This is a genomic window from Truepera radiovictrix DSM 17093, assembly GCF_000092425.1.
Lineage (GTDB): Bacteria > Deinococcota > Deinococci > Deinococcales > Trueperaceae > Truepera > Truepera radiovictrix.
Genome location: NC_014221.1, coordinates 13,377 through 27,160, shown reverse-complemented (window position 1 = coordinate 27,160; position 13,784 = coordinate 13,377). Strand labels below are relative to the sequence as shown.

Annotated in this window: 11 protein-coding genes and 1 tRNA gene; 2 read left to right on the top strand and 10 right to left on the bottom strand. The window is 71.8% G+C overall.

Annotated elements, in window-relative coordinates; translation table 11 throughout:
* Window positions 1-3: 3 nt before the first annotated feature.
* The 5 genes from obgE to rplS form a co-directional block, all read right to left on the bottom strand.
* On the bottom strand, window positions 4-1,404 hold the full coding sequence (gene obgE, locus TRAD_RS00125; RefSeq protein ID WP_013176547.1) for a GTPase ObgE: 1,401 nt from the start codon (window positions 1,402-1,404) through the stop codon (window positions 4-6).
* 234 nt (window positions 1,405-1,638) lie between these two features.
* A complete protein-coding gene (gene rpmA, locus TRAD_RS00120; protein WP_013176546.1) occupies window positions 1,639-1,914 on the bottom strand; it encodes a 50S ribosomal protein L27 in 276 nt (91 codons plus the stop codon).
* 20 nt (window positions 1,915-1,934) lie between these two features.
* Window positions 1,935-2,240: a 50S ribosomal protein L21 gene (gene rplU / locus TRAD_RS00115; protein WP_013176545.1), complete on the bottom strand. Its 306-nt coding sequence runs from the start codon at window positions 2,238-2,240 to the stop codon at window positions 1,935-1,937.
* Window positions 2,241-2,387: 147 nt separating this feature from the next.
* Window positions 2,388-2,463, bottom strand: a tRNA-Ala gene (locus TRAD_RS00110).
* A gap of 101 nt (window positions 2,464-2,564) precedes the next feature.
* Complete coding sequence (gene rplS / locus TRAD_RS00105) at window positions 2,565-2,990, bottom strand: 50S ribosomal protein L19 (RefSeq protein ID WP_013176544.1); 426 nt, start codon at window positions 2,988-2,990, stop codon at window positions 2,565-2,567.
* Window positions 2,991-3,073: 83 nt separating this feature from the next.
* Between rplS and TRAD_RS00100 the strand changes: the two genes are divergently transcribed.
* Window positions 3,074-3,934, top strand: coding sequence for a hypothetical protein (locus TRAD_RS00100; RefSeq protein WP_013176543.1), 861 nt, complete (start codon window positions 3,074-3,076; stop codon window positions 3,932-3,934).
* Between the two features lie 7 nt (window positions 3,935-3,941).
* Here TRAD_RS00100 and TRAD_RS00095 read toward each other — a convergent pair whose 3' ends face one another.
* The 4 genes from TRAD_RS00095 to TRAD_RS00080 form a co-directional block, all read right to left on the bottom strand.
* Window positions 3,942-6,716: a UvrD-helicase domain-containing protein gene (locus tag TRAD_RS00095; protein WP_013176542.1), complete on the bottom strand. Its 2,775-nt coding sequence runs from the start codon at window positions 6,714-6,716 to the stop codon at window positions 3,942-3,944.
* Window positions 6,713-9,052 carry a PD-(D/E)XK nuclease family protein gene (locus TRAD_RS00090; protein WP_013176541.1) on the bottom strand — a complete coding sequence of 780 codons (2,340 nt, stop codon included), beginning with the start codon at window positions 9,050-9,052 and terminating at the stop codon, window positions 6,713-6,715. The genes TRAD_RS00095 and TRAD_RS00090 overlap by 4 nt, the downstream gene beginning before the upstream one ends.
* 86 nt (window positions 9,053-9,138) lie before the next feature.
* On the bottom strand, window positions 9,139-11,175 hold the full coding sequence (locus tag TRAD_RS00085) for a thioredoxin domain-containing protein (RefSeq protein ID WP_041947069.1): 2,037 nt from the start codon (window positions 11,173-11,175) through the stop codon (window positions 9,139-9,141).
* 168 nt (window positions 11,176-11,343) lie between these two features.
* Complete coding sequence (locus TRAD_RS00080; protein ID WP_013176539.1) at window positions 11,344-11,637, bottom strand: hypothetical protein; 294 nt, start codon at window positions 11,635-11,637, stop codon at window positions 11,344-11,346.
* A 105-nt stretch (window positions 11,638-11,742) separates the two neighbouring features.
* Between TRAD_RS00080 and pdxH the strand changes: the two genes are divergently transcribed.
* The gene (gene pdxH, locus TRAD_RS00075) at window positions 11,743-12,372 is read left to right on the top strand and encodes a pyridoxamine 5'-phosphate oxidase (RefSeq protein ID WP_013176538.1); all 630 of its coding nucleotides are present in this window, start codon (window positions 11,743-11,745) and stop codon (window positions 12,370-12,372) included.
* Window positions 12,373-12,502: 130 nt separating this feature from the next.
* Here pdxH and TRAD_RS14890 read toward each other — a convergent pair whose 3' ends face one another.
* Window positions 12,503-13,699: a peptidylprolyl isomerase gene (locus TRAD_RS14890; RefSeq protein ID WP_013176537.1), complete on the bottom strand. Its 1,197-nt coding sequence runs from the start codon at window positions 13,697-13,699 to the stop codon at window positions 12,503-12,505.
* Window positions 13,700-13,784: the final 85 nt, after the last annotated feature.

Genomic DNA, 13,784 nt, shown 5'->3' with positions numbered 1-13,784 from the left:
CGCCTACCCGTCTCCCTCCGCGACGCCGTCGCCGCCCGCGGCGCCGACCGGCTCGGGCGCGCCGTCACCCTCGGCGGCGAGGGGGGCCGGCGCATCATCATCGTCGGCGGCGGCGTCCGCTTCGGGGGCGCTGTCCTCCGCGTCCGCTTCGCCCGCCTCGTCGAAGTACTCGAAGACCGCGTCGCCGATCCACACGTCGTCGCCCGCCTCGGCGCCCGCGCGCTTGAGGAGCTTGTAGACTCCCAAGGCGATAAAGTGGCCCTGCAGATAGGCGACCGCCTCGCGGTTGCTGGCGTCAAAACGCGCGACGAGCTCGGTGACGTCGCGGCCGAGGACGCGCCAACCGCCGCGCTCGTGGCGCTCGACCCGTACGGGGTCGACCACGACGCGCCGCGGCGCCGGCGCCGGTGCGGGGCGCTGCGGTCGCTGCGGCAGGAGGTCGAACAGGGTCCCCTTGAGGGCCTCTAACCCCGCACCCTCGAGCGCCGAGACGGGCAGCACCGGCAGCCCGAAGGGGGTGAGCTCGGCAACTGCCGCCGCGACCTCGCTGGGCGCGGCGAGGTCGACCTTGTTGAGCGCGATAAGCGCCGGCAGCGTCAGCAGCGAAGGGTCGTACGCGCGCAGCTCGTGGCGGAGCGCCTCTAGGGTCTGCGCCGGGGCTTCGGCGACGTCGAGAACAAACACCAGCAAGCGGGTGCGCGAGATGTGGCGGAGAAACTCGAGCCCCAACCCCTTGCCCTCGCTCGCCCCCTCGATGATGCCGGGAATATCGGCCAGGGTAAAGCGCTCCAGACCGCGCTCGACAACCCCGAGGTTGGGGCTCAGGGTGGTAAAGGGATAGGAGGCGATCTGCGGCCGCGCGTTCGACAGCGCCGCTAGCAGGCTCGACTTCCCCGCGTTGGGGTAGCCCACCAACCCGGCGTCGGCGATCGTGCGCAGCTCGAGCCGCAACCGCCGCGTCTCCCCCGGCGTCCCCCGCTCGGCGAAGCGCGGGGTGCGCCGCCGCGACGAGGCGAACGAGGCGTTCCCGCGCCCCCCGAGCCCGCCGCGCGCCACCAGCGCCCGCTGGCCGACCTCGGTCAGGTCAGCGAGCCGCTCCCCCGTGTCGAGGTCCGTCGCCACGGTGCCGACGGGTACCTTGAGCACGACGTCCTCGCCGCGCGCCCCCGTGCGGTTGCGCCCCTCCCCTTGGCCGCCCGTCCCCGCGCGGTAGAGGCGCCGGCTGACCAGGCGCTCGAGCGAGGTGACGTCGTCGATCGCCTCGAGCACGACGTCCCCGCCGTCACCGCCGTGACCGCCGTCCGGTCCCCCCTTTGGCAGGTACTTAAGGCGCAAAAACGACAACCCGCCGTCGCCGCCCTTACCCCCCTGTACGGTGATGTCGAGAATGTCTCTAAGCGCCATGTCGCCTCTTTTCCGACCCTCGCCCCCCCCGTACCGCCCCGGGGGGTAAGGGGTGGCCTCTAGTTTAGCCGTAACGCAGCGCGTCTTCACCGCCCCAGGTCGCGGCGGGGCGCGCCTGCCACGGGCCCCTGCCCTTATGCGGGGACGCCAGCTCGCCAGGTGGCACCGGCGGCTCTCGTAAACGTCAAAGCAAAACGTGCGGGCTACGCCCGCACGCCGCTTGCCACCGCGGGACTAGTCCGCGGCGATCGCCTCGGTGCGCTCCTCAACGCTGATAAAACGCCCCTTGCTACCCTTGTTGTGAAAGCGCACGACGCCCTCGCGCAGCGCGAAGAGGGTAAAGTCCTTGCCCTGACCGACGTTGGGGCCGGGTTTGAACTTGCTGCCACGCTGGCGGACCAAGATGTTGCCGGCCGCGACGACCTGGCCGTCAAAACGCTTGACGCCTAGGCGCTTCGATTCGCTGTCGCGCCCGTTTTTCGAGCTACCGACGCCTTTTTTGTGTGCCATACAAACCTCCTGCGCGGTCGTTAGCCGGCGATGTGCGTGATACGAACCTCGGTGTAGTTCTGCCGGTGGCCGGTTTTACGGCGGTAGTTGGACTTCGCTTTGAACTTGTAGATGTAGAGCTTTTTGCCGCGCCCGTGGCCGAGCACCTCGGCGCGCACGCTAGCCCCGTCGACGAGCGGCGCGCCGACTTTGATCTCGTCGCCCGCTACCATCATCACCGGCAGCTCGACCGTCTCACCGGGTTCGGCGGCGAGCGCCTCGAGGCGCACGACGTCGCCCTCAGCGACGCGGTACTGTTTTCCGCCACTCTGGATAATTGCAAACACGTCTAGACCTCCGAGAACTGCTCAGACGAGAACCCCTCAGACAAACCGTCGCGAGGCGACCCCAGCGTCGGGGCGGCGGCTCGCCCCCGCCTGGATGGGACAGCACAAAACAAGCTCTGGGGGGCGCCCAGAGCTCGCGTGCAGTGGTGGTGGAGCCGAGGGGATTCGAACCCCTGACCTTCTGAATGCCATTCAGACGCGCTCCCAACTGCGCCACGGCCCCATGAGAGCGTTGAGCCTTTGACTCAACCTAGCTAGTCTACCGGCACCTTTGGGGCGCTGTCAAGCCGCGCGCCCCAAACGGGCCGACGACGGGGCGCGCGCCTACTCGGCGCTCTGGGCCGCTTCGCGCTCCGCACGCGCGGCGGCGCGGTCGACCTCTTGGCGGCTGACGTCGGTTTTTAGGCGCGCCGCTTTGCCGCGCAGGTCGCGCAGGTAGTAGAGCTTGGCGCGGCGCGTTTTCCCGCGGCGCACGACCGTGATCGCGCTGATCAGGGGCGAGTGCAGCGGGAACACGCGCTCGACGCCGGTCCCGAAGCTCATCTTGCGCACGGTGAAGGTGGCGCGGGCGCCCTTTTTCCCGTTCTGACGGGCGATCACCACGCCCTCAAAGGCCTGAATGCGGGTGCGGTTGCCTTCCGAGACGCGGTAGTCGACGCGCACCGTGTCGCCGGTGTCGAACTCGGGGAGGTCACTCTTTAAAAACGGCTGCTCGATGGCGCGCAAGATAGCGCCTTTGTTGTACTTCATCGTTCCTCCTACGCCCCGTCTGGGCACAACCTTGCAATTCTAGCGCGTAAAGACGCTACAATTCAAGGGACTCGGAGGCCCTCATGAGACGACGTTACTGGTACGTGCTCCTCTGTCCGCTCGCCGCGCTCGCCGCCTACGCACGCCCCTTGCAGCGTCCGCCCAGCCCCCCCGAGCTCACCCTAGGCGCCTCGGAGGAGGTCGTGCGCCCCGGCGAAGCCGTGACGCTGACGTGGTCGCTGCGCTCCGGCGCGGGGTGGCGCACGGCCCTCTTGCCCGGCGTCGGCCCGACCAGCGAGACGGCGGCGACCGTGCGGCCACGCCTCTCGACGACCTACACGTTGCTCGCCCAACGGCAGGGGAGCAGCGTGCAACGCGACGTGCGCGTCGAGGTCCAAAGCGCCCCTCAGGGTGCGGCGCCGGGCGCGCCGGTGACGGGGGGTGCCGACGTGGCGCCCCGGGAAGGTAGCGAGCAAGAGCGCGACGAGGCCCCGAGCGGCACCTTCGGCGTCAGCGCGCGCGCCGAGGGACCCTTTCTCAACGACCGTGCGGGCGGCATCGCGGCGCCCGACGACGAACGCATCGTCCGCGTCGCCCCCGGCGAGAGCTTCTACGCGCAGGCGAGCTTTCGCGACCCCGACGGGATCGCCGAGGTCGTCATCAACCTTGTCAACAGCTCCCCCGAGGGGCTCGCGGGTAACCTCGCCCCGACGCGCGGCCCGTTTACCCTCGAGGGTGAACCGCAAGGGGCGTGCAACCTCCTCGCCCTGCCGACCGAGGTCCGCTGCGTCTTCGAGATTCGCGTCGCCGAGGACGCGCAGAACATCGACGCCCTCCCCGGGGCGGGCGACGAGTTCGCCTACGTCTTTCGGGTGCGGGTCACCGACAACCTCGGCAACAGCGCCAACCGGCCCATCCGCGGCTACGTCATCGTCGAACCTTAAGCGACCCCTAGGCAGACCTCAAGTCAGGTGGGGCGCGCGCCAACAGCGCCTCTAGCGCCCCCTCGAGCGCCTCTTCAGGTACCCGGACGACCTGCTGCGCCCGCAGGTACACGAGCCGCACCTCGGGCCGCAAACCGCGCACCGCCCACGCCGCACGGGCGTAGAGCCCGAGCTGGCGGTAGTAGCTCTCGGGCCGAACGGTGCGGTCGGTTTTGTAGTCGTCGAGGTACCAACGCCCCCCCGCGCAGTAAAGCCGGTCGATCACCCCTTGCCACACGGTACCCGCGAAGGGCAGCGCGAAGGGGAGCTCGGCGAAGTCGGCCTCGCGCGCCTCGAGCGCCGGCAGCGCGGCTCCGAGGAGCGCCTCGTAGCGGCCGAGCAGCTCGGCGACCTCGGCGAGGATCTCCGCCCGTTCGGCCGCGCTAAACGCGAACATCACCTCCTGCGCCTCTAGGTTGCGCAGGTGCGTCGCGCTCCTCGCCGACCAGTTTTGCGACACCGCGTAGTGGACGAGCGTGCCGACCGCGCGCGCGCGCCCCGGTAGCGGCTCCCCCTCGTCGGGATCGGTGATCGGGAGCGGTTCGCAGCTCTCATCGCCCTCGTCGCCAAGGGTAGCGGCCGCCGAAGGCGAGCAGAGGGGCGGTTGCGGCGGTTCGAGAAAGCGCCGCGTGGTCCAGGGGGCGGCGGGGAGCGCCCTTTCGTCCGCAACCGCCGCTGCCGCTGGCGCTACCCTCTGCGCCGGCCAGCGCTGCAGCACGAAGTCGCCGCGCGCCCAGGGGCGCGCTTCGGGCCCGAAGCCGAGCGCCGCGAGCGCCGCCGCCCACCCCCTGGGGCGCCCCCCTTTGACGCTACCGCTTACGAGGAGCACGTCGCGCGCCCGCGACGCCGCGACGTAGAGCAGCCGGTAGCTCTCCTCGGCGTCACGGGCGCGCGCGGCCGCCTCGAGCTCGGCGAACGCCCCGCTCCCCTCAAGCGCGACCTCGCCGCTTCCCGGCGCGACGTAGAGGGCTGCGGCGCGCGGCGTGTCGAAGCGGCCGAGGTCGAAAAGCGCGACCACGGGCCACTCGAGCCCCTTGGCGCGGTGCACCGTCAGGAGCGAGACCCCGTCGCCGCTCTGCGGCACGTCGCCCGCGTCCTCTTGGCGGCTGAGGCGCCTCAGGTTCTCGAGCAGCGCCCCGACGTCCGGGGGCGGGTGGGCCGCCACGGCGAAAAGCAGCGCGTCGACGTTTTCGCGCGCGCGCGGCTCCAAAAAGTCGACGTAGCGCCTCTCGCCGATGAGCGGCGCGCGTACGAGCAGCTTAAGCGCCTCGACGGGGCCGCGCCGCACCACCTCGCGCAGCCGCTCGAGGCGCCGAGAGACCTCGGGGGCGAGGCGCTCGAGGGTCGCCAGGGGCGCTTCGGCGAGGACGACGCGCTCGACGTCGCCGAGCGAGAGCCCCGCGAACGGTCCCCGCAGCCACGCCGCCAGCGACAACCCCTGCGGGTCGAGGCCGACTTTGAGCGCGTGGTAGAGGTCGCGGATCTCGAGCCGCTCGAAGTAGCCGCGCCCCTGCAGCATGGTCGCGGGCACCCCGAGCGCGCGCAGCGCCCCCTCCATCTGCGCGAGCCCCGCGTAAGAGCGCGCCAACACGGCCACCTCACGGGGGGCGTAGCGCTCCAAAAGGGCCGCGACGCGCCCCGCTAAGACGCGCGCTTCGTAAGCCCGCAGCTCGCCCATGGCGGCCTCCCCCGTCACCCAGTGGATCTCGACGCGCCCCCGCTCGGCCGCTTGCGGACCCGCGCAGGTCACCTCGGGCGCCTCGGCGGCGGAAAAGCCCCAACCCCGCTCGGCAAAGGCGCGCGTGAGGTGGTTGAGAAAACGCGTTACGACCTGCGCGTGGCGACGGGTCTCGGTGAGCGGGGGCGCCAGCTCGCCGCGCGCGCGCGCGCGCCGCAGCGCCCCCCGAAACACCTCGACGTCGGCGTGGCGAAAGCCGTAGATCGCCTGCTTGGGGTCACCGACCACCTCCAGGGTGAGCCCGGACGCCTCGAGCGCCTCGAAAAAGCGCCCCTGCACGGGGTTGACGTCCTGAAACTCGTCGACGAGCAGCAGCTGGTAGCGCGCCCGCAGACGCGCCATCGCCTCCGGGTGCCGGGTCAGCTCGAGGGCGCGCCGCTCGATCTCGGGGGGGGGCAACAGCAGCGCCCCGAGCCGCGTCCGGTAGCGCGCGTAGGCCGCTTCGAAGAGCGCGAGGAGGTCGCGCTCGCGCTCGCTGGCAGCCGCGGCGAGGCGAAAGCGCTCGGCGAGCGCCCGCGCCGCGAAGAGCTGCGTGCAGAGCGCCTCCGCCCCCCCCGCGAGGCGCTGCAGCGGGGCGTGCAGGGCGTGCTCCGGGGCGCGGGCGAGAAAGCGCAGCGTGGCGAGCTCCTCCTCGAAGAGCGCCCGCGCCTCCCACTCGCCGAGCGCACCGAAGTCCGGGTCGAGCCCCAGGAGCGGGGCGTTCAGGCGCAGCGCGGCGGCCATAAAGCCGTGGATGGTGGTGAGCGTCGCCCCGCTCAGCTCGAGCGCCGCCTCCTCGAAGCGGGGCCGGTGCTCGGGGGGGAAGGCGAGGTCGAGAAAGCGCCCCGTGGCCCCCACCTCCGCCACGCCGGCGCGCACCCGCGTGCGCAGTTCGGCGGCCCCGACCCCCGTAAAGGTCACCCCCGCGAGGCGCCGCAACGGGGTGCCGGCGCCGATGAGCTCGAGGTAGCGCCGCACGAGCGAGGTGGTTTTGCCGGTCCCGGCCGAAGCGACCCGCAGCTTCACCGCGTCCCCTCGCGGCAGAGGTCGAAGACCTCGCAGTCGCGGCAGCCGTAACCCGGCTTCGCCGAGCGGTCGCCGCTACTCAGGCGGGCGTAGAGCTGCGCCACCCGCGCCTGCCGCGCGCGCATGGCGCGGGTCGGCGCCGCGATCCCCCCCTCGTAGACGGCGACCGGCTGACCGAGCACCGGCCAGAGAAAGAGGTGCACGCGCGTCACCCCGTGCGCTTCAAAGAGGTGCGCCGCCGCCCACAGCTCGCGCAGGCGGTCGCGCGCCTCGACCCAGGCGCGCGCTTCGGCCGCCCCCCACGGGCGCCCCGGTTCGGTAAAGGTGTAGAGCTGCACCTCGCGGCCCGTGCGGCCGGCCGCGTCGAGGCGCGCGACGGGACCGACGCCCCCCGTGGGGAGCACGACCCCGAAGGTGAGCTCGTAGAGCCGCTCACCGTGCGCCGCCAGCCACGGCGCAGCGGCTGGGAAGCGGGTCTGGAGCAGCTTCAGCCGCACCTCGCTAAGCCGCCCCAAGGCGCGCAGCTCGGCGACGAGCGCGCGCCACCAGGGCGGGTCCTCGCGGACCACGAAGCGCTCCGCCCAGAAGCGAAAGGCGCAGCGCTCGAAGCGCACGAGCGCCTGCACGTCGGTCCGCCCTACGCGCAGCGGCCGCTCCGCGCGCGCCTCGCACGGGGTGAAGGTGTGGCGCACCCCGAGCTCGACCGCGCTCCCTGCGGGCAGTTGGGGGAGCGGTTGGGCGGCGCACGGCGTGAGCGCCGGTTCGGCGACGCGCGGCCCCCCCTGATCGGCCTCGGGGAACGTCACGACGACCTCGTCGCCGCGCGTGAGCAGCTCGGCAAACAGCGCCGCGTCGCGCCCCCCGAAGCGTTTGGGGAGCTGCGGCGCCCGCTCGCCGAGCGGGCGCCGCAGCTCCTCGGGGAAGAAGTAGTCTTCGGCTTCGCCGGTGCCGTAGGCGCCCTCGAGCGCCCGCATGAGGTAGACGCGCCGAAAACGCCGCCCCGAAGCGAGCGTGGCGCTGAGGAGCGGTACCCCCCCACCCGCGGGGGGTTTGAGGCGCGTCTCGCGTAGCAGCGCGGCCCACCAGGCGCGAAACTGCGCCCCCTTGGCGAGGCTCGCGGCCTCCTTGGCGCGCTCCATGGCGGCGTCCACGAAGCGCGGCGCCACCCCCCCGCCCAGTTCGGGGAGGCTGTACAGAAGGTCGCGCGCCCACTCGAGCTCGCTCGTGGGCGCCTCCAGGCGCGTTAGCCAAGCCCTCAGGGGGCCGGCGAGCCCCTGCTCGTGGGCGAGCGCTTCCAGGGCCTCGCGCCCCGCTACGCGCGCTGCCAAGGCGGCTTTGGCGAGCGCCTCGAGCTCGGGGAGGGCGAGGAGCCGCGCGGGGGTCGGGTAGTCGGGGAGCTCGAGGAGATTGACGAGCAGCTGCCCCCCCGGCAGCTCGGCGAGCGACTTGGGCGTCTCGTCGGCGAGCGGCACCCCGTACTCGTCGGCGAGCGCCCGAAAGGCGCGCACCTCGCGCTCAGGGAGCACCACGGCGAGCGAACGCGGTTCGGCGCCCGCAGCCAGATCGCGCTTCAGCGCGCGCAGCACCCAACGCGCCTCGGCGACCGGGTTGGGGGCGGCGTAGACCGCTACGGCGTTGGGCCGCCGCGGCAGGCGCTCGGCGCCCCCCAACTCCTCGGGCGTGAGGCCAGGAACCGCCTCCGGCAAGCTCAGCCAGACCTCAGGCGGGTCGGCGCAGCGCTGCGCGAGCGCCCGGTAGAGCTCCAGCTCCAAGGGCCCCAGCTCCCGAAAACCGTCGACCACGATGAGCTGCGCCTCGGGTTGCGCCCGCCCCGCGCGGGCGAGCCCAAGGGCCTCGCGGCGGAAGTCGTCGTAGTCCCAGCGCTCCCCCTTGATCGCCTCATACGCGCGGTAGACCGCCCGAAAGCGCTCCGCCTCGCGGTCAGCAGCAGGCAGGTCGGACCAGGCGACGCCGAAGCGTTTGGCCTCGGCGACCGCGCGGGTAAACAGGCGCGCTTCGCCGGGGGCGGGCAGTTCGCCCGCGACCTGCTTTAAGGCCTCGCCGACGAGCGCGACGCGCGCCGTGCCGACGACGAGCGGCTTGAGCGTGAGCGCGCGCGCCAGCAGGCGGTAGAAGACCTGCTGCGCGCTCAAAAATTCAAGGCCCATCACGCCCCCCGTCGCCGCCGCCCGCCGGTAGAGGTCGGTGCGTTGCCCCGGCAGTCCGACCCACCACACGCGCTGCCCCGCCGCCGTGGCCGCGCGCGCGCGCGCCAAAAGGCGCGTCGTCCTCCCCGACCCGGGGGGCCCGAGCAGGAGCCTAAAGGAGGCCGTCATGGCGTGATTGTACCCGTAAGCGCCGCGCTGCTTTTCAAAAGCCGCCGGAACGGTGCCTTGAAAACGCCCGCCAGGTTACGGGTGGGTCACGCGACACCGAGCTGCGCCGCCAGCGCCGCGGCGCTCGTGACGGGCAGCTGGCAGGCGCCCCGCTGGCACACGTACGCGGTCGGCTCCCCCTGCAGCGCCCGTCGGCCCCGCACGAAGGGGAGGTGCGCTGCGAGCGGGTCGCCCTCCGCCGCGACGCGCGCGACGGCCACCTCAGGGGGGAGGGTGCTGAGCAGCGCCTCCATGGCCCGCATCTCGGGGTGTTCAAGCGGCCCCACGAGCGCGACCTCCTGGGGCGGCGCCAGGAGCTGCGCCAAGACCTGCAGCGAGGTGCCGAAACCGTTCGGGTGCCTTACGAGCGCCTCGCGTAGCGGCGTCAGGGCGCGCGCCGCGAGCGTCTCCCAGGCGCGGCGGTCGGTGTAGCGCGCGAGCGAGGCCAGCAGCAGGGCGGCGGCGGCGCTGCTGGCCGGCAACGCCGCGTCGAAGAGCTCTTTGGGGCGCACGACGAGCGCTTCGGCGTCGGCTGCGGTGCTGAAAAACCCACCCTCGGGGTCGGTAAAGCGCGCCGCGATGACCTCGGCGAGCTCGAGCGCCCAGAGCAACCACGGCCCCTCCAACGTCGCGCGGTAGAGCTCCAACAGGCCGAGGCCCAAAAGGGCGTAGTCCTCCAAGAGCCCCTCGACCTTGGCTTCCCCCCCCCGAAAGGTGTGCCACAGCCTCCCCTCCCGGAGGAGCGCCGAGCGCACGCCCCTAGCGGCGCGGCGGGCGGCTTCGAGGTAAGCGTCCTCTGCGAGCACCCTCCCCGCCCGCGCAAAGGCGCCGATCATCAACCCGTTCCACGAGGCGAGCACCTTGTCGTCGAGCCCGGGTCGCGTGCGCCTCGAGCGGATCTCGAAAAGGGCGCGCTTCACGCGCGCCAGCCTCGCCGCTAGCGCCGCCTCGCTCAGGCCGAAGCGCTCGGCGACCGCAGCGGGCGGGTGCGGCACGAAGAGGACGTTGCGGCCCTCGAAGTTGCCCGCTGCGCTCACCCCGAAGTAGACTTTGGCGAGCGCGGCGTCCTCGCCCAGAACGTCGAACTCATCGGCGCGCCAGACGTAGAACTTGCCCTCCTCCCCCTCGGAGTCGGCGTCGAGGGCGCTGTAGAAGCACCCCTCGGGGCTCGTGAGCTCGCGCTGCACGAACGCCAGCGTCGCCTCGACGACCTCGCGGTAACGGGCGCGGCGCGTCTGCGCGTACGCTTCAGCGTAGACGCCGACGAGTTGCGCGTTGTCGTAGAGCATCTTTTCAAAGTGCGGCACGAGCCACCGCGCGTCGACGCTGTAGCGCGCGAAGCCGCCGCCGAGCTGGTCGAAGATGCCGCCGGCGGCCATCTTGTCGAGGGTCACGTAGGCCATCTCCCGCGCCTCGGGTTCGGGACGCCGCAGCAAAAAGGCGAGCGCGCCGTGCGGTGGAAACTTGGGCGCCCCCCCGAAACCGCCGTGTTGGGGGTCGAAGGTGCGCTGCAGGGCGCGCACCGCCTCCGCCAGCACCTCCTCCCCTAGCGCGCCCGGCGACGGCTCGCCCGCGGCGGGGAGTTTGTTGAGGTCGGCGAGGTGGTTTGTGAGCGTCTCCGCCGCTCTCAGCACCTCGTCCCGGCGGCTTCGCCACGCCTCGGCGAGGCTCAGGAGCACCCGTTTAAACCCGGGGTGCCCCAAGCGGTCCTCGGGGGGGTAGTAGGTGCCGCCGAAAAACGGTTTGCCGTCCGGGGTCAGCGCGACCGTCATCGGCCAACCGCCGGAGCCGGTCATCGCCTGCACCGCGCTCATATAGACCGCGTCGACGTCGGGACGCTCCTCGCGGTCGACCTTGACGTTGACGAAGTGGGCGTTCATCAGGTCGGCGATCTCGGGGTTTTCAAACGACTCGTGCGCCATCACGTGGCACCAGTGACAGGCGGCGTAGCCCACCGACAGCAGGATCGGTTTGTCTTCGGCCCGCGCCTTGGCGAACGCCTCCTCCCCCCAGGGAAACCAGTCGACGGGGTTCTCGGCGTGCTGCAGCAGGTAGGGGCTCGTCTCGCGGCTCAGGCGGTTCATGCCCAAGGCTAGCGCGCCCGACGCGCCGCGCCCGTAGCCCGGCCTCAAAAAGCGTGCCCCAGAGGACAAGCGACCCACGGGGAGCTCCCCGTGGGTCGTGCGGGCTGGGTGTGTAGGGTACGGCGCTTCGGCCTCAAGGCCCCGTGAAGGGGCTTGTAGCGCTCGGGGCTACACGACCTCGTCGTCGGTATCTTCGAGGGGCGCGCTCACGCGCTCGTAGAGGTCGACGAGGTCCTCGTAGATCTCGCGCGCGTCCTCGTCATCGCTGATCTCAGACCAGTCGAGCGCCGCCGCGACGAGGTCCTCGAGCTGCCGCGCGAGGTCGTTGCGGCGCGCTAAGTTCTCATTTTCGTCGCCCAAGATGGTGTGCGTCCCGTCGCGCTCGAACTCGTCGTCGTCGCTCATGTAAGGGGTTGCGTCGCCGCCCAGATCGCCATCTAGCTCCCTCTCGTAGTCCGCCACGGCCGCCTCCTTAAGGTCACGTTGCCCCAGTGTAAAAGGCGCGGCGAGCCCGATTTGTGACGTATAGGGCAGACGCGAACGCCCCTAGCGGGGCTTAATGCCCCTATGCTCGCCGACCTGCGCAGAGACTATACCCGCGGCGCGCTCCGGCGCGCCGACCTCGACCCCGACCCCGTGGCGCAGTTTCGCGCCTGGTTAGACGAGGCCTGCGCCGCTAAGCTCCCCGAGCCCAACGCGATGGTGCTCGCGACGGTGGGGCCCAGCGGGCAACCCTCGGCGCGGGCGGTGCTCCTCAAGGGGCTCGACGAACGCGGGTTTCACTTCTTTACGAACTTCGAGAGCCGCAAGGCGCGCGAGATCGCCCACAACCCCCTCGTCGCGCTCGTCTTTAACTGGCTCGAGCTCGAGCGTCAGGTGCGCGTCGAGGGGCGCGCGGCGAGGCTCCCCCGCGAGGACGCCGAGGCGTACCACAAGAGCCGCCCGTACGGCAGCCAACTGAGCGCGTGGGTCTCGCCGCAAAGCCGCGTGATCGGGAGCCGCGCGGAGCTCGAAGCGCGCCGCGAGGCGCTGCGGGCGCGGTTTCCAGGCGAGGTGCCGCTCCCGGACTTTTGGGGGGGTTACGCGGTCGCGCCGAACGCGCTCGAGTTCTGGCAGGGTCGCCCCGACCGCCTCCACGACCGCTTCCGCTACACCCGCGAAGGGGGGACGTGGCGGCTCGAGCGCCTCGCCCCCTAAGGGTCCCCAAAGCGTGAGGGGGGCGGTGCACACCGACCTCACCTTGCGCCGCTGCCACCCGCGTAAGCCAAAGATGCCCAAAGAGGAGGGGAGACGCGGCGTCTCCCCTCTCCGGATAAGGTGCTGGCGGCTACTGCCCACCGCCCGTCTGGGCCCCCTCGGGCAACGCCCCACCGGTCATCGCACCACCCGTCATCGCACCACCCGTCATCGCACCACCCGTCATCGCGCCACCGGTCATGGCCTCACCCGGCAGCGGCGTGGGCGCTTCGGGCGCGGCCGAGAGCAGGTTTTCGGGGTAGGTCTGCACCCCGGACGCCTCGACGAGCGACGCGATGCGCTCGTTAAGGCCTTCGTTCCGGAGCTGCCCCTCGATCTGCGAACGCACCTCCTCGAGCGGCGCCGTCTCGGCTGGGTTGCGCTCGTAGACGCGGATAAGGTGATAGCCGAAGTCGCTCCTCACGGGCCCGGTGGTCTCGCCGACCTCGGTGGCGAACGCCGCCTCTTCAAACTCGGGGACGGTGACGCCGCGCGGCAAGCAGCCGAGGTCGCCGCCCTCGGGGGCGCTGCCGGGGTCGGTGGAGTTGTCGCGGGCGAGCTCGCCGAAGTCCTCGCCCGCCTCGAGGCGCGTCAGCAGCGCCTCGGCGGTCGCTTCGTCCTCGACCAGGATGTGACGCGCGCAGACCTCTTCCGAGCGCTCGAACTGCGCCTGGTTGGCCTCGTAGTAGGCGCTCACGGCCTCGTCACCCACCTCGACCTCGGCTTCAAGGGCGTCCACGAGCCCCTGGAGCGCGAGACTCTCGTAGATCAGTTCGCGGAGCGCCGCCTCGTCCTCGAAGCCCCCTTGCGCTAGGAGCGCTTCGTAGTTCTCCCCCGCGGCCGCGCGCGCCTGCTCGAGCTCCGCCTCGACCGCCTCGTCGGCGGGGGCGAGCCCGCGCGCCTCGGCCTCCTGCAACAGGGCGCGCTCGGTGGCAAACTGCTCTAAAAAGGCGGGTTTAAGCGTACCGAACTGCGCCAGCGTCACGGGGTCGAGGGGGATCCCCTGCTGCGCGGCGAGGTTGCGCAGCGCGATGTTAAAGCGCCCCTCGAAGTCGCCCGCCGAGACGCGTTCGCCGCCGAGCTCGAGCACGACCGCGTCGGGGTCCTCAGCGGCCGCCCCGCTCGTCATCGCTCCGCCGGTCATCGCGCCCCCCGACACCGCACCTCCCGTCGCTGCGCCGTCGGCGCCGCCGGTAGCGGCCGCCCCCCCCATGGGTTGGGCGACGACGAAAAGAACGCCAGCGAGGAGAACGAGCGCGGCCAGGAGGGCAAATCGTTTGTAAACCACAGTGCTTCCTTTCTAGAGGCGCCCGCGGGTGCACCCTAGGGCAAGTTAGACGGCTCGTCTCAAAACGTGATCAAGACGTAGCGTT